The sequence below is a fragment of the Bacillus sp. JJ1562 genome (genome assembly GCF_036962705.1).
GTDB lineage: Bacteria > Bacillota > Bacilli > Bacillales > Bacillaceae_L > Ferdinandcohnia.
Genome location: NZ_JBALOQ010000007.1, coordinates 48,658 through 73,913, shown reverse-complemented (window position 1 = coordinate 73,913; position 25,256 = coordinate 48,658). Strand labels below are relative to the sequence as shown.

At 38.3% G+C, this 25,256-nt stretch carries 20 protein-coding genes; 9 read left to right on the top strand and 11 right to left on the bottom strand.

Going from position 1 to position 25,256, the window contains the following annotated elements; all coding sequences use genetic code 11:
* The gene (locus tag V7097_RS05185; RefSeq protein WP_335702538.1) at window positions 1-456 is read left to right on the top strand and encodes a flavodoxin domain-containing protein; all 456 of its coding nucleotides are present in this window, start codon (window positions 1-3) and stop codon (window positions 454-456) included.
* Between the two features lie 15 nt (window positions 457-471).
* On the opposite strand, the gene V7097_RS05180 is transcribed toward V7097_RS05185, so the two are convergent.
* From V7097_RS05180 to V7097_RS05170, 3 genes are all read right to left on the bottom strand, one after another.
* A complete protein-coding gene (locus V7097_RS05180; RefSeq protein ID WP_335702537.1) occupies window positions 472-1,602 on the bottom strand; it encodes an MFS transporter in 1,131 nt (376 codons plus the stop codon).
* 186 nt (window positions 1,603-1,788) lie between these two features.
* Window positions 1,789-2,211: a universal stress protein gene (locus V7097_RS05175; protein WP_335702536.1), complete on the bottom strand. Its 423-nt coding sequence runs from the start codon at window positions 2,209-2,211 to the stop codon at window positions 1,789-1,791.
* 150 nt (window positions 2,212-2,361) lie between these two features.
* Window positions 2,362-5,028, bottom strand: coding sequence for a cation-translocating P-type ATPase (locus tag V7097_RS05170; protein ID WP_335702535.1), 2,667 nt, complete (start codon window positions 5,026-5,028; stop codon window positions 2,362-2,364).
* A 212-nt stretch (window positions 5,029-5,240) separates the two neighbouring features.
* On the opposite strand from V7097_RS05170, the gene addB reads away from it, so the two are divergent.
* The 4 genes from addB to V7097_RS05150 all read left to right on the top strand — a co-directional run bounded on the left by addB (window position 5,241) and on the right by V7097_RS05150 (window position 17,186).
* The gene (gene addB / locus V7097_RS05165) at window positions 5,241-8,729 is read left to right on the top strand and encodes a helicase-exonuclease AddAB subunit AddB (RefSeq protein WP_335702534.1); all 3,489 of its coding nucleotides are present in this window, start codon (window positions 5,241-5,243) and stop codon (window positions 8,727-8,729) included.
* On the top strand, window positions 8,722-12,483 hold the full coding sequence (gene addA / locus V7097_RS05160; RefSeq protein ID WP_335702533.1) for a helicase-exonuclease AddAB subunit AddA: 3,762 nt from the start codon (window positions 8,722-8,724) through the stop codon (window positions 12,481-12,483). The genes addB and addA overlap by 8 nt, the downstream gene beginning before the upstream one ends.
* Window positions 12,484-12,618: 135 nt before the next feature.
* Window positions 12,619-13,800 (top strand): exonuclease SbcCD subunit D, encoded by a 1,182-nt coding sequence (locus tag V7097_RS05155; RefSeq protein WP_335702532.1) that lies wholly within the window; start codon window positions 12,619-12,621, stop codon window positions 13,798-13,800.
* Complete coding sequence (locus tag V7097_RS05150; RefSeq protein WP_335702531.1) at window positions 13,797-17,186, top strand: SMC family ATPase; 3,390 nt, start codon at window positions 13,797-13,799, stop codon at window positions 17,184-17,186. The genes V7097_RS05155 and V7097_RS05150 overlap by 4 nt, the downstream gene beginning before the upstream one ends.
* Window positions 17,187-17,387: 201 nt before the next feature.
* On the opposite strand, the gene V7097_RS05145 is transcribed toward V7097_RS05150, so the two are convergent.
* The 6 genes from V7097_RS05145 to V7097_RS05120 form a co-directional block, all read right to left on the bottom strand.
* Window positions 17,388-17,606: a spore germination protein gene (locus tag V7097_RS05145; protein ID WP_335702530.1), complete on the bottom strand. Its 219-nt coding sequence runs from the start codon at window positions 17,604-17,606 to the stop codon at window positions 17,388-17,390.
* 61 nt (window positions 17,607-17,667) lie between these two features.
* Window positions 17,668-18,051: a spore germination protein GerPE gene (locus V7097_RS05140; protein WP_335702529.1), complete on the bottom strand. Its 384-nt coding sequence runs from the start codon at window positions 18,049-18,051 to the stop codon at window positions 17,668-17,670.
* Between the two features lie 5 nt (window positions 18,052-18,056).
* Window positions 18,057-18,236, bottom strand: coding sequence for a spore gernimation protein GerPD (locus V7097_RS05135; RefSeq protein WP_335702528.1), 180 nt, complete (start codon window positions 18,234-18,236; stop codon window positions 18,057-18,059).
* 5 nt (window positions 18,237-18,241) lie between these two features.
* The gene (gene gerPC, locus V7097_RS05130) at window positions 18,242-18,859 is read right to left on the bottom strand and encodes a spore germination protein GerPC (RefSeq protein ID WP_335702527.1); all 618 of its coding nucleotides are present in this window, start codon (window positions 18,857-18,859) and stop codon (window positions 18,242-18,244) included.
* A 67-nt stretch (window positions 18,860-18,926) separates the two neighbouring features.
* Window positions 18,927-19,145, bottom strand: a complete 219-nt coding sequence (locus tag V7097_RS05125; protein WP_335702526.1) for a spore germination protein GerPB — start codon at window positions 19,143-19,145, stop codon at window positions 18,927-18,929.
* A 14-nt stretch (window positions 19,146-19,159) separates the two neighbouring features.
* A complete protein-coding gene (locus tag V7097_RS05120) occupies window positions 19,160-19,381 on the bottom strand; it encodes a spore germination protein (RefSeq protein ID WP_335702525.1) in 222 nt (73 codons plus the stop codon).
* Window positions 19,382-19,590: 209 nt separating this feature from the next.
* Between V7097_RS05120 and V7097_RS05115 the strand changes: the two genes are divergently transcribed.
* Complete coding sequence (locus tag V7097_RS05115; protein ID WP_335702524.1) at window positions 19,591-20,787, top strand: DUF418 domain-containing protein; 1,197 nt, start codon at window positions 19,591-19,593, stop codon at window positions 20,785-20,787.
* Between the two features lie 310 nt (window positions 20,788-21,097).
* On the opposite strand, the gene V7097_RS05110 is transcribed toward V7097_RS05115, so the two are convergent.
* Window positions 21,098-21,265, bottom strand: a complete 168-nt coding sequence (locus tag V7097_RS05110) for an aspartyl-phosphate phosphatase Spo0E family protein (protein WP_335702523.1) — start codon at window positions 21,263-21,265, stop codon at window positions 21,098-21,100.
* A gap of 217 nt (window positions 21,266-21,482) precedes the next feature.
* Between V7097_RS05110 and V7097_RS05105 the strand changes: the two genes are divergently transcribed.
* The 3 genes from V7097_RS05105 (at window position 21,483) to V7097_RS05095 (ending at window position 24,581) form a co-directional block, all read left to right on the top strand.
* Entirely contained in the window at window positions 21,483-22,388 is a 906-nt protein-coding gene (locus V7097_RS05105) for a fumarylacetoacetate hydrolase family protein (protein WP_335702522.1), read from the top strand.
* 260 nt (window positions 22,389-22,648) lie between these two features.
* On the top strand, window positions 22,649-23,017 hold the full coding sequence (locus V7097_RS05100; protein ID WP_438824199.1) for a YisL family protein: 369 nt from the start codon (window positions 22,649-22,651) through the stop codon (window positions 23,015-23,017).
* A gap of 130 nt (window positions 23,018-23,147) precedes the next feature.
* Window positions 23,148-24,581: a putative bifunctional diguanylate cyclase/phosphodiesterase gene (locus tag V7097_RS05095; protein ID WP_335702521.1), complete on the top strand. Its 1,434-nt coding sequence runs from the start codon at window positions 23,148-23,150 to the stop codon at window positions 24,579-24,581.
* A gap of 36 nt (window positions 24,582-24,617) precedes the next feature.
* Here the strand turns inward: V7097_RS05095 and V7097_RS05090 are convergent, their stop codons facing one another.
* Entirely contained in the window at window positions 24,618-25,181 is a 564-nt protein-coding gene (locus tag V7097_RS05090) for a DUF2777 domain-containing protein (protein WP_335702520.1), read from the bottom strand.
* Window positions 25,182-25,256 lie beyond the last annotated feature (75 nt).

Sequence of the window (25,256 nt, the reverse complement as noted above, 5' to 3'; positions counted from 1 at the left end):
ATGAAGGTTGCAATTGTGTATACATCGATCACAGGGAATACAGAGGAAGCAGTGAAAATCGTCCACGATTATTTGAGTAAGTGTACAAGCGAGTGCTATGTCTATCAGGTCGAATATTTTCCTTTTTATAAAATGGAATCATTTGATGCGATTATCATAGGAACCTATACATGGGGAAATGGGAATATTCCTCATGAAATGATTCAGCTTTATCGTGCCTTTGAGAACAGTTCTACAAAGGATATTGTAACAGGCGTATTGGGCACTGGTGACCAATGCTATCCCCATTTTTGTGGGGCAGTTGATGAATTTCGCGATATGCTTTTTGTGCATTCAAACTTAGCAGCAACCTTAAAAGTTGAATTGATGCCACAACGTATAGATGAACATCGGTTTGAACGCTTTGTTGAGGTTGTAATGGAACGAGTAAATAGTCTACAGGGTATCACTGTCTAGTGTTACCCTGTTTCTTTATATTTTTAATCTTAAACTTAAAGCGATATTAAAAGTAAATAGTCCAAGAAGGCTTACTAATAAAATCGAAAAGTCTAATGCAGATGCAAGAAGTGCTCCTAGACTTCCTCCGGTCATCAAAGTAAATGAATATAGCGAAATAGCGGAGCCTCTTGCATGTTCACCAAGCTTACCGATGATAGAAATAAGGGAGGGGTAGAGGAGGGAAATAGCGGCAACCAAAGGAATGGACACAATGGCGACCATTACAGGTGTTCTAATAAAAAGTAGATTGATCAGACTAAAAGCTACAAGGCAGAGGCCAAGTAATAAAGTTCTACGATCACCAAAATGCCTTACCAATTTCCCTGTTAACAATGAAAAAGATGCACCAATGAGACCGATAGCCCTTATTTTAAATAATTTCTTTTGATTAATCGAATACTCTTCTTGTAAGTATTGACCTAATCCATCATAGAACGAAATAAACGTCAGCAAAATTGAAAAAGTGATGATATAACATGTGACTAATGTAGGGTTTTTGATAATTTTACAAAGATCTTGAAAAAGTGAAGCACATTCTTGTTTTGCAACTGGTACAGTTGGAAGGAAAAACAATCCGCTCATAAACAGGACAAGATACATAATTGCAAAGCCATAAAAAACATACTCCCAGCCATAAAAATAAGTAATGCTCGAACTAATAAGTTGACCAAGGATACCTGCAAATAAGAAGCCACAGTTAATAAGAGCGAGCACGAGAGTACGATGTCGGAGTGGAAAAACGTCAAAGATATAAGTAAATGCAACTGGTGGAAAGCTCCCTAGGGCAAATCCTTGAAGACTTCTAAAAAGATAAAGTGATTTGTCATTAAATGAAAATCCCACTAATCCAGTTGCAAGAAATGATAGGATTAACCCAAGGAGAATGACTTTTTTTCTCCCTATTTTCTCTGATAGAGGTCCAAAGAATAGCAACCCACACGCATAAGAAAAGGAAAAAATACTCCCTCCAACCACTACTTGTTCAACAGTTATATGGATTGAATCCGAAATACTTTGATAAATGGGAATAAAAGTATAGATATTAGAAGCAACAAATACTCCCGTAAAAATAAGGAACAATGCGGCAAGAAATAACCTCTTCAACCAGACCACCACCTTTTTGTAACATATGCTTACCTACGTGGTCTGGTTAAAAAACCGGTAGCTGTCACAACGATTATGAGGAGATTCTTAACAAATAAAACAGCGAGGAAATAGCTTTGGTTGTCTTCTCGCTGTTTTATTATACTGGAACTTCTCAGATTCCCTCTTAATCTACTAAAACTATATTTAAGGAACAACTGTTACTGGGCATGGAGCCTCATGTAAAACCTTATAGCTTACACTTCCAAGGACAGTTCCTTTAATTGCACCCAGTCCTCTATAACCCATTATGATTTGAGTTGCCTGATTTTCTCTTGCTTCAGCACAGATTTCTATCCCGGGATCACCAGTTCTTAATTTTGTCTCCACCGGAATAGAGAAGTTCTTTGTTTCAGCCAATGCTTTTTCAAAAGCAACTTTACTTTCTTCACTTTGATATGCACGGATTTGTTCTTGTTTAACAAAGCGTTTAATGTTAGGTGTGTTATAACTTGGTTGAACATTTAGAAGAATGATTTCATAACTATTTTCAACAGCTTGTTTTAACGCGAATTGCAATGCCTTAATAGATTGTGCAGAACCATCAACAGGTACTAGTAGTCTAGTCATAATAAAGACTCCCTTCAATTTGTGGGATTGATTAGTGTACAAATGTTTCAGGCTGCTGAATGGGTTGAATCAATCCCTACATTAATTATAAATCTATTTTAAGAGTTTGGTTTTTAATTAACAAAATTGTCAAAAATAAGCATCGCAGTACTATGCTGAAAAGATTCGTTTCAATGCCTTCGCAAATTCATTTCCTAAAACCGGTATGATTGAAAGTCCAAGTATAAATAGCCAATCATTAACTGATAGAAAATGGATTTCAAATACATTGTTAAAAAACGGAATATAGACAAGACCCACTTGAATGGCAATACCTACACAAATTGCGGCGATTAAATATTTGTTTGTAAAAAGTCCAACTTTAAAGATAGATTTCTTACGACTTCGGAGGTTAAGAGAGTGAAACAATTGCGAAATACTCAATGTGATAAATGCCATTGTTTGAGCGTGAATTAAAGCATCTGTTGTAATGTAACTATAATCGATTGTAAAGACAGAGCTTGCACCAGAATAGAAACGTAAGCCTTCTACAAATGCAAATAATGTAATAAAACCAATCACTAACCCATTTAATACGGTAAAGCTTCCATTACCCTTTGCAAATATGCTTTCCTTCGGATCACGTGGGTTTTCCTTCATCACATCAGGATCATCAGGGTCCAGCCCTAAGGCAATTGCGGGAAGGGTATCTGTAATCAGATTAACCCAGAGAATTTGTACAGCTGTTAATGGAGCGGGTAAGCCAAGTAATATACCAATGAATAAAGCAGTAATTTCCCCTAGATTACAAGAGAGTAAAAATAATACGGATTTTTTGATATTTTGATAGATATTTCTACCATGCTCTACAGCTGATACAATTGTAGAGAAATTATCATCTGTAAGGATGATATCAGCGGCTCCTTTTGCAACATCCGTACCTGTGATACCCATGGCTACTCCAACATCAGCCTGTTTTAATGATGGAGCATCATTCACACCGTCACCAGTCATAGAGGCGATATGTCCATTCCCCTTTAACGCTTTTACAATTCGTACCTTATGCTCGGGAGATACTCGTGCAAATACTCGAACATTTTTAACTTTTTCCTGTAACTCTAAATCACTAAGTGCTTGTAGTTCTTGGCCAGTCATTGCTTGTTGCTCAACATTTGCTATACCTAGTTCAGAAGCGATTGCCAGAGCTGTTTTTTTATGGTCGCCGGTTATCGTAATTGTCTGAATGCCCGCATTTTTACAAGAGGCAATTGATGCTTTGACTTCCTCACGAGGTGGATCTATCATACCGATTAGGCCAAGGAAAGTAAGATCTGATTCTAAGTTGCTATCTAGGCCGTCATTTTCTGGTACGTTTTTCATAGCAACAGCTAGAACACGTAAGGCCTTATCAGACATTCTTCCTGAGGCTTCCTGAATCTCTTTCTCTTCATCCGAGGTAAAAGATACAATTTTACCATCCTTATAAATAGCTTTTACCCTTGGTAAAATGCTTTCCAAAGCCCCTTTAGTAAACGAAATAAAGCTACCATTATCTGTGTGAACAGTTGTCATCATTTTTCGATCAGAATCAAAAGGAAGTTCAAAAATTCGTTTGAAGTTTTTTTCAAGCGCCTCTTTGAACAAGCCGATATTCAATCCTGCCTGTACAAGGGCGATTTCAGTTGGGTCTCCCGTACTTTGCTCCTCAGAAACTTGAGCATCATTACATAATGTAATCCCACGGAAAAATGGATGGCTTTTTGTAATTTCTGGTGGAATGTCACCTATCTTCTGAAAGCGATCATCCATAAAGATAGTGGTTACTGTCATTTTGTTTTGCGTAAGCGTACCTGTTTTATCCGAGCAAATAACACTTACTGCACCAAGGGTTTCCACAGCTGGAAGCTTGCGGACGATTGCATGATGTTTAATCATTTTTTGAACACCCATAGCAAGCACAATCGTAACAATTGCGAGGAGGCCCTCGGGTATTGCTGCAACGGCTAAGCTAACAGCAATGAGGAACATGTCTAAAGGTTCTCTACCTTGAAAGAACCCAATGAAAAAGATGACAATTGAAACAATGATTGCTCCTATCCCTAAAAATTTGCCCAATTCATCTAATTTCTTTTGAAGAGGTGTTGTTTCCTTTTGTTGCTGTCCGAGCATTTTAGCTATTTTTCCAATTTCAGTATTCATTCCTGTGTCTACTACAACACCAATTCCTCTTCCATAGGTTGAAAGAGTTGTCATAAAAGCCATATTCCGTTGGTCACCCATTGAAGCCTCATGACCCATTATTATAGATGCATCTTTTTCAACTGGAACAGATTCACCCGTTAACGCAGATTCTTCGATTTGTAAATTCGCTGTTTCCACCAGCCGTAAATCTGCAGGGACATACCGTCCAGCGTCTAAAATGATGATATCACCAGGGACAATTTCCTCAGATGGAACTTCCTTTAGGTTTCCATTTCTTTTGACAACTGCTTTTGGCGTGGACATTTTCTTTAATTCTTCCAACGCTTTTTCAGCCTTGGACTCCTGAACAACTCCAATTACAGCGTTGAGCAGGATGACAATAAAAATAATCGCAGCATCGGTGATTTCTCCAACAAAAGCAGAAATAACAGCTGCTGCAATAAGTATGTGGATTAACATGCTATTAATTTGATCCCAAAACATTTTTAGAATTGATGCTTTTTTATGATCTTCAAATCGATTAGGACCAAACCTTCTAAGTCGTTCCACAGCTTCGATTTCTGTAAGTCCTATTTTTATATTGGTGGAAAGCTCTGCTTCTAAATCTGATATCGATTTTTTATACCATCGTGACAATTCCATCACTTCTTTCCAAAAATAATGTCCTACTTTCAAATATATTGGAAGTACCTTACAAAAATTATATCATCCACAAAAAATAATTATTGTGAGCGTTCTTCGACATTTCTAGAATATGGATAGGATATGTTTCACCTGTTCGACAATTTTTTTGATACAATTATAGGATAATAATGATACGAATTTCTCTCTCTTTAGGAGGTTAATATATGTCACTACAATTTATATTGGGACGAGCTGGTACTGGGAAATCATACACATGTCTTCAAGATATTCGGTCAAACCTTCTTGACGACCCAACAGGTTCTCCGATTGTGTATTTAGTTCCCGACCAAATGACATTTCAATCTGAATATGATTTAATCAGTTCCCCTGGAATTGGCGGAATGATGAGGGCTCAAGTATTCAGTTTTACTCGTTTAGCATGGAGGGTCCTGCAGGAAACTGGAGGGATGAGCCGATACCATGTAAATAATGTTGGAGTGAACATGCTCCTTCGCAAAATTATAGATTCAAAAAAGCAAGATCTTAAGGTTTTCTCTCGTGCTGCTGATAAAAATGGGTTCATTACCCAAATGGAAGAAATGGTAGCCGAGTTTAAGCGATATTGTGTCACTCCAGAAATCCTAGAAGAACAAAAACAAACCATTGCAGCTGAAAACAAAGTACTTTCAGATAAAATGCATGACCTACAGCTTTTATATGATGAATTAGAAAAACATCTATTTGAGAAATACGTTGATTCTGAGGATTATTTACGACTTTTAGCGGAAAAAATTCCTCAATCTTCCTATATAAAAGACGCGGAAATATATATTGATGGCTTCCACAGCTTTACCCCACAGGAGCTTGAAGTAGTAGGGCAACTTATGAAAGTTTCAAAAAAAATAACAATGGCTTTAACGGTTGATAAAGTATATGATGTCGCCCCACATGATTTAAGTCTATTCCGAATGACTGGAAAAACCTATCAATCTATTATTCAGTATGCGAGTGAAAATGGAATTAAGGTCGAGGAGCCGATTTTGTTAACAAACCATTATCGTTATTCCGCAGAACCTTCATTAGCCCATTTAGAAAGATTTTTTGATGAAAGACCCACTGTTTCTTATCAAGGTCGGGCGTCGATTACATTAAGTCAGGCGGTGAATCGACGTGCTGAAGTTGAGGGGGTTGCGCGTGAGATTCAAAAATTAGCGCGAGAGAAAAACTATCGCTATCGTGATATCGCAATAATGATTCGCAATACAAGCGATTATCATGAAATCATTGAAACCATTTTTCAGGATTATCACATTCCATTTTTCATTGACCAAAAGCGTTCAATGTTAAACCATCCGTTAATTGAATTAATTCGTTCAAGTCTTGAGGTCATAAGCAGTAACTGGCGCTACGAGTCCGTCTTTCGCTGTGTAAAAACCGATCTCATATATCCGTTTGGAGAGGAGATTTCCGCACTCCGAGAGGATATGGACAAGTTAGAAAACTATGTGCTTGAATTTGGGATTCAAGGCTATAAATGGACAAATGACAAGCGCTGGAAGTATAAGCGCATAAGGGGATTAGAGGATTCAGACCTCCCACAAACAGACAAAGAGCGTGAATATGAGGACAAGCTTAACGATCTTCGTACTATGATTGTGGAACCATTACTTACCTTCGGGAAACGTCTTCAAAAGGCGAAGGACGGTAGAACGATGTGTGAGGCGCTTTTCCTTTATTTAGAGGAGCTCGAAATCCCTGCGAAAATGGAAGAGTTGAAGCTTAATGCTGAGCTTGCCGGAAGACTTTCCGAAGCAAGAGAAAACGACCAGGTGTGGAAAGCTGTTTTAGAGTTGCTGGATCAATATGTTGAAATCATCGGTGATGAAAAAGTTTCGCTAACCATGTTCAGCAATATGATTGAAACAGGACTAGAAAGCATGCGATTTGCACTTGTACCACCCGCGATTGATCAGGTGCTCGTGGCAAGCTTGGAGCGTTCTCGATTATCAAACATCAAATGTACTTTTATTATCGGTGCGAATGATGGGGTCTTGCCTGCACGCCCAAGTGAGGAAGGTGTATTTTCGGAATCAGACCGTGAAGCCTTAGGTGATTCTGGACTACAATTAGCCCCTGGAAGCAGGGAGACATTGTTAGATGAAAATTTCCTTATTTATTGTGCACTAACAAGTCCGCAGAAAACTTTGTATATTAGCTATCCGTTGGCAAATGAAGAAGGAAAATCCTTGCTCCCATCACCAATTATTAAGCGTCTAAAGGATATTTTTCCAAATGTAGAAGAAAAGTTTTATATGAATGAGCCATCAGAGCTCCCTGCATTAGAGCAGTTGGAATATATCGTGAATCCTAAAGTCGCCTTATCTTCTTTGGCAACACAATTGCAGGCGTGGAAAAAGCAGTATCCGATTCAGGATTTATGGTGGGATGTCTATAACTATTTCGCAAACCATGATGAAATGAAGTATAAAAGTCAGCTTGTATTAAGCAGTTTATTTTACAAAAACAAAACGAAAAAGCTTTCAGAAGAAATAACACAAAGCCTATATGGCGACCATATTCAAGGTAGTGTTTCTCGAATGGAAGTGTTCCAGGGCTGTCCATTCTCTCACTTTGCAAGCTATGGACTACAGTTAAAAGAGCGAAAAGTATTCCGCTTGGAATCACCAGATATCGGTGATTTATTCCATGCGGCTCTTAAGAAAATTGCCGACTCATTAAGAATCAATGGTATCGACTGGCGTGACCTAACAAAAGAGCAATGTGACAAGCTAGCTGCGAAAGCAGTAGAAGAATTAGCACCGCGGTTACAGAAGGAAATTTTATTGAGTTCAAATCGCTACCACTATATCATGCATAAGTTACAAAAAATTATTAGCCGTGCATCGAAGATTTTAAGTGATCATGCAAAAGCAAGTGGCTTTGCTCCAGTAGGAATTGAGCTAGGCTTTGGTAAGAAGGGACCACTTCCATCAATCCAGTTTGATTTGGATAATGGTAGCACAATGGAGCTTGTTGGTCGAATTGACCGGGTCGATAAAGCTGAAAGCACACAAGGAGTTCTTTTACGCGTCATCGACTATAAATCAAGTCAAAAGGCACTTAATCTTTCAGAGGTTTACTACGGGCTTGCTCTGCAAATGTTAACGTATTTGGATGTCATTATTACACATTCTAAAGATTGGATTGGAACGACCGCAAAACCTGCTGGAGTTCTTTATTTCCATATCCATGATCCATTAATTCATTCAAATAAAGTACTGCCTGAGGATAAAATTGAAGAGGAAATCTTTAAGAGATTTAAAATGAAAGGACTCTTATTAGGTGAAGAGGAATCCGTTCGTCTAATGGATCAATCCCTTGGAACAGGTTACTCTCAAATTGTCTCTGCAGCGATTAAGAAAGATGGAAGTTTTTATTCGAACTCACAGGTTGCAAGTGAAGAAGAGCTTGGTTATCTTCGCAACCATGTACGCGGAGTCTTTAAAAAAACTGGAAACCGGATTACAAAGGGTGAAATTGATATTGCCCCATATAAGCTGAAGGATAAAACACCTTGTACGTTCTGTACTTTTAAGTCTGTTTGTCAGTTTGACCAAAGCTTAGAAGAAAATAATTATCGTGTTCTACCAAATGAAAGTAAAGACGTAATTCTCGAGAAAATTAGGAATGGAGGTGTGAAAATTCATGACTAATCTCATACCAAAGCCAGAAGGAAGTCAGTGGACAGATGACCAATGGAAAGCGATTGTCTCAAGTGGACAAGATATTTTAGTTGCAGCAGCGGCGGGGTCAGGAAAGACGGCGGTACTCGTTGAGCGGATTATCCGCCAAATTTTATCGGATAAGCATCCGGTTGATGTTGACCGTTTACTTGTTGTAACTTTTACAAATGCATCTGCAGCGGAAATGCGCAATCGAATCGGCGAAGCGTTGGAAAAAGCATTAAAGGAAGATCCAGCTTCTCTACATGTAAGAAGACAGCTTAGCTTGCTTAATCGTGCTTCCATCTCTACAATTCACTCTTTTTGTTTGGAAGTTATTCGGAAGTTTTATTATTTAATTGATATAGACCCAGGGTTTCGAATAGCTGATTCGACAGAGGCTGAACTTTTACGTGATGAGGTAATGGATGAACTGTTTGAAGAACATTACAGTAACCTAGAAAACACAAAATTTTTTGATCTAGTTGACCGCTTTACGAATGACCGAACTGATGTGGAATTACAAAATATGATTCGGATACTATATGAATTTTCACGTGCACATCCAACACCTAATGAATGGCTGAAACAAATTGCAGAGGATTACCGTGTGGATGATCAGACGTTGGATCAAACACCTTATATTCCATATTTGTTAGCCGATATTTCTTTACAGCTTGAGGGTGCAAAATCAAATTTAGAGCATGCGATGGATTTGATACGAATGCCTGGAGGGCCGGCACCTCGAGCGGAAAATATTGAAGCAGACCTAGAACAAATACATCGACTCTTCCATGCAAAAAATCATTCATGGAGGGCACTCTACCATGAAATGCAAACTCTTGTGTTTGGTAGAGCGAAGCCTGTTAAAGGTGATGAGTATGATGAAAATCTAAAGGATCAGGTCACAAAGCTAAGAGATGATGCGAAAAAGCTTGTTGAAAAAATTAAGGAAGATTTGTTCAGTCGACCTCCTGAAAGCTATTTAGACAATATTAAAGAAATGCAGCCTTCCATTGACATGCTGGTTCAGCTGGTGATTGAATTCGGCGAGAGATTTCAGAAGGTAAAAGAAGAAAAAGGGCTAGTCGACTTTTCTGATTTAGAGCACTATTGTCTTGAAATTCTTCGAAATGAAGGTACAGCATCTGACGAACTTATACCTTCTGAAGCAGCTCTTGAATACCGGCTTCAGTTTGAAGAAGCTTTTGTTGATGAGTATCAGGATACAAATATGGTACAGGAATCCATATTAAAGCTAGTTACTAAAGATGGAGAAGCAACCGGAAATATGTTCATGGTTGGGGACGTTAAGCAGTCGATTTACCGCTTCCGTCTTGCGGAACCAATGCTATTTTTGAGTAAATATAAACGGTTTACCCAATCGGGGGAGAATACCGGGTTAAGAATTGATTTATCGAAAAACTTCCGTAGCCGTGCGGAGGTCCTGGATGGTACGAATTATTTGTTTAAACAGATAATGGGGGAAGCTGTTGGTGAAATCGAGTATGACGATGATGCTGAATTAAAGCTTGGTGCGGACTATCCTGAAAGTGACCAAATGGCTGCAGAACTAGTATTAATTGATAAAAATGGTCAAGAGGCCGAAAGTTTCGAACTAAATGAAGATTCTGACGATGATGAGAGAATCGTCCTTTTTGATGAGGCGGAACTAGAAACAGCCCAGCTTGAAGCTCGTGCGATGGCAAAGCAAATTAAGGATATGATCTATTCCGGGTTCCAAGTGTTTGACCGAAAGGAAAACCGGATGAGAAGCATTACCTATCGTGATATTGTCATTCTGATGCGTTCAATGCCTTGGGCTCCACAAATTATGGAGGAATTCAAACAGCAAGGAATTCCAATTTATGCGGATCTTTCGACTGGCTATTTTGATGCAACAGAAGTGGCAATCATGATGTCTTTATTAAAGGTGATTGATAATCCTTACCAGGATATTCCCCTAGCATCTGTTTTACGTTCACCAATTGTTGGACTTGAAGCAGACGAGTTGGCGAAAATTCGAACCTATGAAAAAAACAGTCCTTACTTTGAGGCGTTGAAGGTATTCCTTGATGAAGCATCTTCTGATGATGCAACACATGAGAAGGTGGCGCACTTTTTTCATAAATTAGAAAGCTGGCGTACAAGAGCGAGAACGGGGTCTCTTTCAGATTTAATTTGGCAATTGTACCGTGAAACTTATTTTTATGATTTTGTTGGGGGAATGCCTGGAGGAAAGCAACGTCAAGCTAACCTTCGTGCCCTATATGACCGTGCTCGCCAGTATGAGGCGACTTCCTTTAGAGGTTTATTTCGTTTCCTACGTTTCATTGAACGAATGCAAGACCGTGGTGATGATTTAGGTACGGCAAGAGCGCTAGGGGAACAAGAGGATGTTGTCCGCCTGATGACCATTCATAAAAGTAAGGGACTCGAATTCCCAGTTGTATTTGTAAGTGGACTATCAAAGAAATTTAATATGATGGATTTAAATAAGAATTATTTATTAGATAAAGAGCTAGGATTTGGCACGAAATATGTGAATCCAACACTTCGAATTACGTATCCAACTCTTCCAATGCTTGCGATTAAGAAAAAAATGCACCTTGAATTGATTTCAGAAGAAATGCGTGTTCTCTATGTTGCTCTCACAAGGGCAAAGGAAAAGCTTTATCTGGTAGGTACTGTAAAGGATTTAGAAAAACAGCTTGGTAAATGGCAAGCCACACTTCAAAATAAACAATGGTTGATTACAGACCATACAAGAGCTGGTGCTAAATCATATTTGGATTGGATTGGACCAGGTTTAATTAGGCACAAAGATGCTGAGTTGCTTCGGGGAGATGAAACAGTTGACGGGCTGCCAGCTGACATTGTGAATCACCCAGCAAAATGGGAGATTCGATCAATCCCTGCTGTAGAACTGCAAAAAATTGAGGTTGGAGAAGAAATCAAACATGAACAGATTGAGGCTGCACTAAAAGAGGGAAAACCAATTCCGGTTAGTAGCGATGCATCTGAACGAATTGAACATCAATTAACATGGCAATATTCTTTTAAATCTGCGGCAAATAAGCGTTCAAAACAGTCTGTGTCAGAGATAAAAAGACAACGAGAGAGCATGGATGAACATAGTGATGTCGCTTTTCTACCTCAGTTCCGTGCTGCAAGCGCGGATCGACCAAGATTTATGCAGCAAAAATCATTAACACCGGCAGAACGTGGGACAGCGATGCATATGGTGATGCAGCATGTTGATTTAACAGAACCAATAAGTGAAGAGTCCATCCGCGAACAAATTCAGCGAATGGTTCATAACGAGCTTTTAACACAAGAACAGGCAGATGTTATTGATGTAGAAAGTATTCTTGGATTTTTTGAATCGGGGATTGCTCAGCGTATGTTAAAAGCTGAAAATGTAAGACGAGAGGTACCGTTTAGTGTTGCAATTCCTGCGGCAGAAGCCTATGCGGATTGGTCGGATGAACAACAAGAAAATGTCCTCATTCAAGGGGTTATCGACTGTATCTTTGAGGATGAAAAAGGAATTGTTTTGATTGATTATAAAACGGACACGATTACTGGTAAGTTTACAAGCTTTGAAGAAGCAAAGCCTAAACTTGAAGACCGCTATCTTGTACAGCTTGAATTATACAGTAAGGCGATCGAACATATATGGAGAAAGCCACTAAATGAAAGATATTTATACTTTTTCGATGGTGGACATTTGTTAGAAGTGTAGATAAGATAAGGAAGTACTGCTCCTATTTTAGGGCAGTACTTTTTTCGTTAATTTCCAGTTAACTCTTTCATTCTCTGACATCCTCCTATGTTAAAATAATAGTACTAGATTTCGGTTAAGGAAGGGGACTTTCAAATGAGAATTCTTCACACCGCGGATTGGCATTTAGGTCGATCCCTCGAGGGGAGAAGTAGATTAGAAGAACAAGCACAATTCTTGGACGAGCTTGTAAAAATCGTCGAAGAAGAAAAAATTGATGTTGTCTTAATGGCTGGGGATGCATTTGATACAGTGAATCCACCGGCAGCAGCTGAAAGCTTATTTTATGAGAGTATCGCCCGATTATCAAATGGTGGCAAGAGACCTGTATCGATTATTGCGGGAAACCATGATAACCCGGACCGCTTGTCAGCTGCCTCACCGCTAGCACAAAAGCAAGGAATTCAACTACTTGGCTTACCAACAATGGATGTCCAAACCATCTATGTTCCTACAACAAATGAAACTCTTAAACTGGCAGCTTTACCATATCCATCAGAGTCACGTTTAGCCGAAGTATTATCAGATTCGCATGAAGAATTAATGCTACGCGATAAATACGATCAACGAATTCAAGGAATCTTTGAAGAAATGAGTAAAGCTTTTACCCCTAATACAATCAATATCGCAATGAGCCATATTTATGTAACGGGTGGAAGTAGCACAGATTCTGAGCGACCAATTGAAGTGGGTGGAGCGTACACCGTAGCTGCTACGAGTCTTCCAGAAACGGCACAATATGTTGCATTAGGGCATTTACACCGTCCACAAATGGTATCAAGAGCGAAAACACAAGCTCGCTATTCTGGTTCACCATTGGCCTACAGCTTTTCAGAATCTGGATATGCAAAATCTGTAACCATTTTAGAGGCGAAACCTAACCAGCCAATCGAGATGTCCGAAGTATTTTTATCAAGTGGTAAACCACTTGTAAGATGGAAAGCAAAAGAAGGGCTAGCTCAAGTCTATGCCTGGCTTGACGAAGGGAAGGACGCAAATGCATGGGTTGACCTTGAAATCCATGTGACAAACGCCCTGTCAATCGAAGAAATTCATCGATTACGAAAGCATCACAGTGGTCTTATTCATATTCGACCAGTTTTTGAAGAACTTGAAAAAGAAGCGGAACGAACAGTGAATACAAATACACCAATTGATGAGCTTTTTGTCCGCTTTTATGAAAAGCAAACAGGCGGTGCGAAACCAGAGCCCGAGCTTACGAAATTATTTTTAGAGCTTATTACTGATGACGTAGACGAGGATGGTGATGAAGCGTGAAACCTATCACATTAACAGTTACGGGGCTTCATAGCTTCCGAGAAAAACAAACGGTTGACTTTGGGTCCCTTTGTGAAGGTGGAGTTTTTGGGATTTTTGGACCGACAGGAAGTGGTAAATCCTCAATCCTCGATGCGATGACACTTGCCCTTTACGGTAAAGTCGAGCGCGCATCAAATAATACGCACGGAATTCTTAATCATGCAGAAAATCAGCTCCATGTTTCTTTTATATTTGAGCTTGAAAATGCCAATGGAGCAAAGCGTTATATGGTAGAGCGAAGCTTTAAACGGCAGGACGATTTAAAGGTAAAATCCTCGGTAAGCCGAATCATTGAAGTGGGTGAGGAATCAGTAGTTCTAGCTGATAAAACTCGTGAGGTAGATCAATCTGTTCAGGATTTGCTCGGATTAACGATTGATGACTTTACGAGGGCAGTTGTACTCCCACAAGGTAAGTTCGCTGAGTTTTTATCACTCAAGGGTGCTGACCGTAGACAAATGCTTCAGCGCCTATTTAATCTCGAACAATATGGGGACAAGCTCAATAAAAAATTAAAGAATAAGCTCACCATTGCAAGAAATGAGTTAAACGAAGTAGCTGCAGAACAAGCAGGTCTAGGAGATGCATCAACAGAAGCTATTAAAACTGCTGACCAAGATCTAAAAACCGCGGAGATTCTTCTAGAAAAACGCCAAAACGAAGTAAATAAGATTGATGCTGATTTTGAAAAAAGTAAAAATATATGGCAATGGCAGTTGGAAAAGAGCGCACTTTCACAAAAATTAGCTCAAATCGAACATGAGAAACCACATATTCTTCAGCTTGAGAGAAAAGTGAAGAATGCGGAAACAGCTGCTCTCCTGTTGCCATATCTAGAAGAATATGAGTCTGCAAAAGAAGCGTTAGACAAAGCGGCCATTCGTCATCAAACCTTACAAAATCAATTAACAATCTTAAAACAAGAAAATGAAATAAAGGCTAATGATTATCATCTTGCACGTCAGGAAAAAACGGAGAAGCTACCGTTTTACTTAACAAAAAAACAACAGCTGGCTGACGCCAAATTAGTTCAGGAAAAAGCATTAGTTCTTGACCGTGAAGCAAAAGAGCTGCAAACGAAGCTATACAGCTTTGAATCACAGCTACGTGAAAAACAAAATCAAATTGAAGCATTTTCTGCATCAATTACAGAAGATACAGAGAAACAAAAGGAACGAAGAGAACAGCTTTCGCAATTAATAGTCTCAGCAGAAGTACGTGACGAGCTCCAGAAAGCCAATCAAGAAAAGCAGACGATTATGTTTTCTAATACAAGTCTACATGAGCAAAAAACAGAGCTGGAAAATAGTCGTAGGCAGCTTGAACAATTGGAGAAAATGCTGAATTCGCAAAATGAGGTGCTTGACCAGGTAAAGCATAGAATGGAAGCTCTTTTTTTAGAAAATGCATCTAAATATGAAGCAGTTTGTGATCGTGAAAGAGATAGCGAAAAGCTTATTGGTCTAGCTGAAGTTAAACTTTCCATGCTAAAGCAAGCACTAGAGGATAATAGAAAAAAGAATCTCGCCATCCAGCTTGCTGGCCAGCTTCAATCTGGAGATCCATGTCCAGTATGTGGTTCGACCCATCATCCAAATCCTGTATCCAGCCTTGAAGATCACGGAGATGAACTAGCAGCAAAAATCGAAAAGCTCAACAATGATATAACAATCATAAGGAACTTAAAACAAGAATTTTCAACGCTCAAACTAAAGCTCGAGCAAATTTCTGGAGGGCTTATCGGGGAGTATCCAGGGGAAATGAATGCCCCTGTCCAAGCAAAAAAATTTGTTAGTGTTGAAAAGTCTGAAGATGTATTTGTAAAGCTTCAATCCCTTATTGTTGAACAAAAATCATTACAACAGGATTATTTAAAGCTTCAGGAAATGGGAAGAAAAGCAATTCAAGATATTCGTGCATCATTAAAACAAGTTAACCAGCTTGAACAGACTAAAGAAATCAATACAAAATCCTTTAATGAGCTTCAGGCTCGTGTGTTAAGCTTACAGGAAAAAACGAAGGAACAGTATTTGAACTGGAAGCAATCCTTTCCACAGCTTGAATTTGAAACCATTGAAGTAAAGCTTGAAGACATTTCAAGAAATGACAAATTGGCACAAAGTTTATCTGCTGAAATTCAAAATAGCACTATAATGCTAGAACAAAAAGAACAAGAAAAGCAAAAACATCAAAATGAGTGTAATGGGCTTGACCGCCAAATTGTTGAAATTAATTCTACATTAAAAGGTAAACTCGAAGCCTTATCTGAGGCACGTGAAAAGCTCGCAAAAGAAACAGGAAACAATAACATCGACCAGTTAATCGTTGAAACTGAGCAAATGGTAAGATTGCTTGAAGAAACAGAATCAAAAGCTTACGATGCTTGGCAAAAGGTCCAAGCTGAATGTCAAAAACTCGAAAACGAAACCCATGCTGCATTACAAGCATTACAAGATGGGAAAAATCGAAGTGAGAAAGCAACAACCAAATGGGCTGAGGTACTTGAAACAACAAGCTTTTTACAAATTTCCGATGTAAAGGAATCGATTCTATCAAAACATGAGCAAGAAGAGCTTGGTTCTCAAATTGAGCGTTATTGGGATCGCTTCAAACAAATCCAAACTGATTTGCGAAAAATAACTGAATTACTAAATGGTGAAGAATTAACTCAAGAAAAATGGGACGAAATTCAAACGGTCCGCACTGAAATGAGAGAGATGCTAAATCAGGCGGTAGAAGCGAAGGGAGCAGCTGTTAAAGCCCTTCAAGTCCTTTTAGAAAAGCATGAACGTTTCAATGAACTTGAAGAACGAAGAAATGACCTTGAAAAATTAGTAGAGCAATACAACAAGCTTCAATCCGTTTTTAAAGGAAATAGCTTCGTAGAGTTTATTGCTGAAGAACAGCTTGTTCAAGTTAGTCTTGATGCAACAGAGCGTCTTGGAATTCTAACAAGACAGCGCTATGCTGTTGAAGTGGATTCACAAGGTGGATTTATTATGAGGGATGATGCAAATGGTGGTGTTAGACGTCCGGTTACAACACTTTCCGGTGGAGAGACATTCTTAACATCATTGGCATTGGCGTTATCGCTGTCAGCTCAAATCCAGCTGAGGGGAGAATATCCATTGCAATTTTTCTTCCTGGACGAAGGATTTGGAACTTTGGATGCAGACCTACTAGATACAGTAGTATCAGCACTCGAAAAACTCCATTCAAAGCAATTAGCGGTAGGCGTCATTAGCCACGTCCAAGAATTAAGGGCTAGATTGCCTAAACGCTTAATCGTTGAACCAGCTGAACCATCAGGTAGAGGAACCCTTGTTAGATTAGAAACTTTATAGGAATATAGAAAAAGGCCAGCAATGGCCTTTTTTCTATTCAATGCTAGAAGACCAGACCCTCAAGGTTACAGTCAATCCATCGTCCCATTGCGGTATACCATTTATCGTTTAACGAGATGGTGGTATACCCAATAAGCACTTTCTTAGGGATCTAGCCAATCTCATTGGTAGATAAAAAAGCACCTTCTGTTAGTGCTTTTTCTATGCATTCTTCTTTATGAGTTGGTCTGCAAAATCTTCATCATTTGTATTAGTTGCATTCAGGCCATTATTTGTACAGATAAAATCACCTGTATTAAATGAGCCCGACCCAGCATATGTTTTCGCTGAATCCTTTGGAGAAACATAGAAGGAGTCTCCGAAATTTATGACTCCACCACCGACACTGTTTATTTTAATAGGTCCAACTACTGAGGGCATATTTCGTCATCCTTTAAAAATCCATTTTTATATTTATTTTATGAGAAGAATAGGCATTTCGTTACCGATTGAGTTTGGAATTCTCATCAAGCAGCTTTCTGATATGCTTTACTTTAGATTCGGTGTGGATTGTTTCAGTTGAACCAATTTGCATAACGGCGGCCGACGAAACGCCTGTAACCCTTACGGAGTCCACCTTAATAACAGGGTTCTGATTAAATATATTCATATTAACTGTTTCCGTCACTTTCACTTTCGGAAGCTCTCTTGAAAAAATAGGGTATTTTGAAAAATCACCTTCATTTGTAAAAAAGATAGGGACCTCTCTTTGTACCGCAAGAGCCTGAGAAACAGGGGTGATTTTTTGGGAATCCCCAATTTCTAAAATACTACTAAAAGAAACAGAATTGACATAAATAAGATCAACAACAGAAATTCTTTGCATTGGCATCACCCCTGAGGGGCTAATGGAACGTATGGCCCAATAATCAGCGATTCTGGTGGTGTATCAAAGGCAGACGCCATTGATATTGTTTTTGCATCTCCAATAATAAACACAGATGATGTAGATACACCAACTATATCAATATGACCAACATGGATTTCTTTATTTACGACTGTAAAATTCACGTAACCTACCCCTCTTTCATATTTTCTGGAAGATTATTTAGATAAGCTCTTATTGAGTTTTGAATATCCGCTTTAAGTCTATCAACAATGTCTGAAAATATTACATTTTCCCTTGTTGGTTCCTGAAGTTCAGATTGTTTTTGCTCCACGTAATAAATGATTCGTTCATTAATTTGCTTCTGAATATCTTCAACAATAAATTGGACATGCTCGTCTGGAAGTGATTTCCTTTCTTGGGTCAACATAGTTTGAATATTAACGGAACATTCATTGCTTAAGTATGCATCTATATGATCTTGAATTGCGTCAATGAATTTTTTATGTGTCTGTCTAACGTCAGGTACATTCATCTTACTCTGTGAGACTGCAAAATCTTCAATCTGTTCACCGTTCATAGGGTTTAATCCAATGTTTAATGTACCCTCTAACGTCTCAACCTTCAGTTGATCAAATTTATATTCAATCTTTTCAATATGGGTTGTTGGTTTGTTCTTGATTTCTTTAAGCTCTTTTTCGATATTTTGTAGGATTGCCTCTAATTGTGAAATTCGCTGGTTTTGCTGTTGGATATAGTAATGAAGGCTTCGAATATAAGCGGTGATATCATAAGGATATGAGTACAAAGGCATTCACCCTTTCCATAAGCACTGATAATGTACATTATGCAAGTGAATTTAAATGGGTGAATGCCTATGATGGAGAAGGTGCCACTAATGGAACGGCTGGAGCTTCAAGTTTTGATGTTTGACTTCCAATTTGAGGGGCGGCTTCAGTAAATCCCCCTGTATTATGAAGGTGTGCAGATGGCTTGATAAGACCAGCACTACCGATTTGCAAAACAGATGAATTGCTTACACTGCCCACTCGTAAGGTCTGAATACAAATACTTTGATTGATATAAAAGTTCATGTTCATATCCCTCCTTAAGCATTTCCAATAATGACACTGTCAATTTTATCTGTATCATAAGCGTTTGTGACACTTTGATTATTATAGATTCGAAGTCCATCACCTGTATTAAATGAGCCAGCTCCTGCAAATGTCTTGGCTGTACTGGAAGGAGAGATTTGAAAGACATCCCCAATGTTTAGGACACTGCTGTTTCCAACACTATTTACTTTTATTGCTCCTACAATTGCTGGCATACAAAAAACACCCTTTTGCAAAACGATTTTGATGATTTACGAATAGTGATACCAATAGGTTCAATAAGAAACGGTTTTTTTATTCTATGAATAATGCCCAGAAGATGTGATTTATCCACTTTGGTACCAACGAAGTTAAAAATTTCCTAGTGTTTCCAATTTATTTCTCTTATAATCGACAATAGGGAAATTGTTAAGGAGTTGTATAAATGAGTAATAAACAATTAAGTCCAGTAATGGGGACGGAGAGAATTCATTCCATTGATGTTATAAGGGGGCTAGCGATATTTGGTATTTTTTTCGTGAATATGCCTTCATTTTTTTCACCGGTTCTGTATTTAAACCCTCAAGACTGGTGGAGTGGGGAACTCAATCAATGGACATATCGAATCGTCGATATTTTCGCACAAGCCAGCTTTTATACCCTGTTTTCGTTTCTTTTCGGCTTTGGCATGATCCTATTTAAGGAAAGGGCAGTAGCTAAGGGTTATTCATTTTATCCATTAATCACAAGAAGGTTAATTGTGCTTTTAGTGTTTGGATGTATACATGCTTTTTTAGTGTGGCATGGAGATATATTAATTACATATGCTGTTGTCGGGGCAATTTTACTATTATTTCTTAAATCAAAACCGCTCACGTTACTTATTTGGGCATTAGTGCTTATCTTTGTACCCAACCTATTTCTTGGTGGGTTGATGTTTCTAGCCGTGATGTTCGATCCTGGGTTGAGTGCCGTCATGTTTAATGAACAGCTCGCTCAAAAATCTGCTGAGATTTATGCTACAGGCGGATTCTGGGAAATTACCATACAAAGATTTCAAGATTGGTACTATGTAAATAATGCTGCCAGCATCTTTGCATTAGTCGTTACATTGCTGCCGATGTTTCTTCTAGGAGCTTTTATCGCGAAGAAAAAGTGGTTTGAAGGCCGTGATGAGAATATTAAGAAGGTGAAAATCCTTTGGCTGATTTCGCTAGTGATAGGGGTTCCAATGAAATTGCTCCCATACTATACGTCCAAGAATGCTGCAACTGAATATTTACAGGATACGATAGGTGGCCCAGGCACTGCTGTCCTATACGCAACATCAGTTGTCCTGTTAATGAGACTGCCAGTTTGGAAGAAGCTGCTCTCGCCGCTTGCGTTTGTTGGACGCCTTTCATTAAGTAATTATTTGTTCCAATCAATCGTTTGTACGCTGTTGTTTTATGGCTACGGTTTTGGATTGTATGGAAGAGTGGAATTATATACCGGATTCCTTCTCACTATTGCTATTTTCATTGTTCAAATCGTATTAAGCTATTTATGGTTGAAAAAATATAGATTCGGTCCATTCGAATGGATTTGGAGAACATTAACCTATGCCCAAAAGGTGGATATAAGAAAAAAGGCTATTCGCTAGTACGAATAGTCTTTTTAGATGATGTTCAAAAAGTGCGGTGAATATGAAGCATCGAATTTCTGGGAACACTGCGCCAAGTACATGGTGAAAAACTAGGTTATGCGCTTGCGTCTACTAGTTTATTCTCGAAGTCAATTCCTCAGCGCAAGGCTGCAAGGATGTTAACCCAAGCAGTTGCCTCGCTCCGGTACGCAGGAGCTGTACCGCCTTGAAATTTCGACGCACAGGATGTGCAAGTGTCGACAAGACATGCGGCCGTGGCGTTTTTGTCGACGCGGTCCTCTTCATCCACCTTTTTGAACACGTACTATTAGTTCACCATTTTTAATTTTTTCTGTTTGGTTTTTTGATAAATATTCAATAATTGATCTAACTCTTGACTGCACTTTACCGTCTCCCAAGCAGTAAAGCCGTGCCGATCTGCTAAAGCTGTCATTTTACGGCGCTTTAATTCAATTGCAATTTTCAACATGAACATTTTCATTTCTCCATTTTTTTAGTACATTTTCTACATGATCCATTAGACTAAAGTAGTATATACAAGGCTTGTACTTTTATTATACCTGCCTTTACAAAGAATAAAACAAGTTCGCTAAAACCTCTTAAAATGTTACAAAATAATACAAAGTTCTACAACGTGTCGAGGGAGGAAAAATGACAATTAAAATAGAATTAAGATATAAGAGGTGATGATAATGAGGTTTGTAACTGCTGAAAAGAATGGAAAACAATTTATCGGGTTGGTTAACGAAAAGCTAGATCAAGTACTCGATCTAAAAACTGTAGAAATGCAAAAGAACGGGTCATCCATCATACCAGAAACAATGATTGGGGCTATTTCACAAGGTAAGGAATTCCTAGAGAAAGTACGTCATATTAAAGAGTGGGCTTTAAAACATTCAGATGCAGATGGCATATTTCCGATTGGGGATATAACATTAAAAGCACCAATTCCAAAACCAAGTAAAAACATTTTTTGTGTTGGTAAAAACTATGAAGACCATGTGATTGAAATGGGAAGTGCAAAGGATATCCCTGAGCAAGTCATGATGTTCACAAAGGCACCAACGACAGTTATCGGTCCTGATGAACTCGTCATGAATCATAAAAATATTACTGAACAGCTCGATTACGAAGGGGAATTAGCGGTTGTAATCGGTAAAGAAGGTCGTGGTATTAAAGAAAGTGAAGCATTGGAGTATGTATTTGGGTATACGATTGTGAACGATATTACAGCACGTGATATCCAATCAAGACATAAACAATTTTTCCTTGGAAAAAGCTTAGATACCACTTGTCCAATGGGGCCAATGCTTGTGCATAAATCGTTGATTTCAAATCCAAGTCATTTATCTGTTCAAACGAAAGTAAATGGAGAGGTTCGACAGTCAGGTAACACAAGCCAGTTTATCTTCCCAATTGAAAAAATTATTTCAGTGATTTCACAAGGAATGACATTGGAGCCTGGTGATATTATTGCAACAGGTACACCAGCAGGAGTAGGAAAAGGCTTTAATCCACCACGCTTTTTAAAGGCAGGGGACGTTATTGAAATTTCAATTGATAGCCTTGGAACTTTGAGAAATAAAATCGAGGAATAAAATAGAAAAGCACAAGGCGCGCAGCCTTAGGTGACAAGCATAAGACGAGCGCTGACAGAAGGTGTTTTTTACCTTCCGAAGCGATTGGCTTAAACCAGAGAGCTGATGGTGCCTGGAGCTAGACATTAAAGGTCAACTCGACACAAAAACGACATATTTACTATGCAAATAGTGAAAAAGGGTTGATTGAACCTTTTTATTTTCAGAATAAACATGCTATGATAATCGTGAATGAAAAAGAAAAAAGGAGGAAGTAGTACATGACAATGAATACTCATGCACATATTACTTCTTGGGTAGTTGCTATTATTCTATTTGTTATAGCAGCAACAATCCTGAATAAGGCCGGCAAAGAAAAATCTCAAAAAATCGTTAAAATGGTTTTACGTTTATTTTATTTATTCATTATAGCAACAGGTTTACTGCTTTTATTTGGTGGAGTAGTTATTGACGGTGAATACATAGGTAAGGCAATTCTTGGTGTATTAACAATTGGATTCATGGAAATGATTTTAGCACGTTCTAGTAAAGGAAAACAAACTGGTGTTTTTTGGGCATTATTTGTCGTTGTTTTAGTTTTAACAATTGCGCTCGGCGCGAAACTTCCACTTGGTCTATGGCGTTTCTAAAACTTTTGTGAAAAAGCTACCATTTAAGGTAGCTTTTTCTCTTTTTTCTGTGTTTTTCGACAAGAAATTATGCTATCTTAATGAATAGAAACATACTTCATGAGTGATAAAAAGAGTGGTGAACCTCGTAATGAGAACCTATAGCTTTGTATATAAACAGTTGAAAGATATCATTGAATTAATAGAGCAACACCAACTTACTACCGAAAAATATAAAAATATTGAAGCCTTCTATGAAAAAAAGGCCGAGGAAAAAGTTGCTTACTTAGCCTATTTTGATGCAGAAACCGGTTTGCCGAACCGTTTGCATTTTACAAATCAAGTAGAGGATTTTGTTCAGAGGTTTTCAATGAAAAAGAAGCATCGTAAATTAGCGGTGTTATTTATTGATCTTGACCGATTTAAAATGATTAATGATACGGTTGGACATTATGCGGGGGATATTATTCTTAAGGAACTCGCAAAACGAATTCAAGGGCTACTCCCCAAAAGGAGTTTTCTTGCAAGATTTAGTGGTGATAAATTTACGATTCTAATAACCGAGGATGTTGAGGTTGAAAAGATTGTTGACCTTGGACAGACACTTTTGCAAGATATCGCTAAACCTATTATGTATGAAGCTCGTGAATTCTTTTTAACCGGAAGTATTGGAGTTAGTTTTTATCCAAATGATGGGATTACGACTGAGCTATTATTTAAACATGCTGATACGGCGATGAACCTTGCAAAACAGCAGGGTGGCAATAAAATGAAATTTTATTCAACGGAAATGAATCAGCAAGTATTATATAAGCTGGAGCTTGAAGGTTATTTACGAAAAGCACTTGAAAAGAAAGAATTTCATTTATGCTTTCAACCACTGATTGATTTAGAGTCAGGTGAGGTGTATGGCAGCGAAGCCTTAATACGCTGGGAGCACCCAAAGCTTGGGCTTGTATCACCTGGGGAATTTATTCCTTTGGCAGAGGAAACAGGTCTCATTCATGAGATTGGCAAGTGGGTCTTGAAAAAGGCTTGTCATGAGAATAAGAAATGGCATGATATGGGCTATGATTATTTAACAATTTCGGTGAATGTTTCTGCAAACCAATTCCAACAAATTAGCTTTATTGATGTGGTGAAGGAAGTTTTACTTGAAACAGGACTTCCTCCGCAATATTTAACACTTGAGCTTACCGAAGGCGTGATGCTGAGAAACATTACTCATAGTGTCATTGTCATGAAAGAGCTCCAAAAGCTCGGTGTTAAGGTGTCCATTGATGATTTTGGGACAGGCTATTCATCATTAAGCTATTTAAAGGATTTGCCTATTAATACCTTAAAAATCGACCGAACTTTTATTAATAATCTTAAGGTTAATACCACTGATATCGCGATTGTGAAGGCAATCATTACGATGGGGCATGGACTTTCTGTGAAGGTGGTTGCTGAAGGTGTTGAAACAAATGAGCAAATCGCATTACTAAAGGAGCTCCAATGCCATTATGCTCAAGGCTTCTATATTGATCGCCCAATGAAAAGTGAAGAATTTGAAAAAGGATTGGCAAAGCTAAAAGCTTTGTAAAAATGAGGGGGCTGTTCATGGTGAACGCCCCCAATTTTATTTACATATGGTCGAAAGAATCGCTCTTTTTCCATTTGCTAATGTAAATTCAAATCGATCCTTCTTTAGTTTTCCACGTGAAAAATGATGGTGAACAGATAAAAGCATTTCCGTATTATCAAACATGATAAAATTGACACCTTCATTTTCGCCATCCTTATCCTGGTACATTAATTGATTATGGCAATGTAAACAATCATATAATGAGAACGAAAGTTTATTTAAAGTTGATGTAAAACGTAGAAATTGATCCTCCGTAAATCCTTCTAGCCATTCCTTATATGCAAAGGTTAATTTTTTACGAAAGCGAAGGCAATCTCCATTATCGAGCTTATAAAAATAACCGCTCATTTGGATGAGACCATCCTCCACAAAAATGCCATTTTCCCATTTATTTAAAGTGAAAATTTCTACTTCCTTGCCAATCATTTCTTCGAGCATTGATGCTTCATCTGTTTCAGCATCAAAGAAGATCCATTGGTCATTTATGCATTCTGTCGTACCTGTGATAAAAGAGCGCTTTTGTTCAGTTATGCTGCCAAGACGTTGTTGTAAATCCAAGGTAAATCCTCCATCCATAGCTGTTATTTGAAAGTAGTGTTATCCTCTTTTTAGACAAAAATAGAGGAATTTATA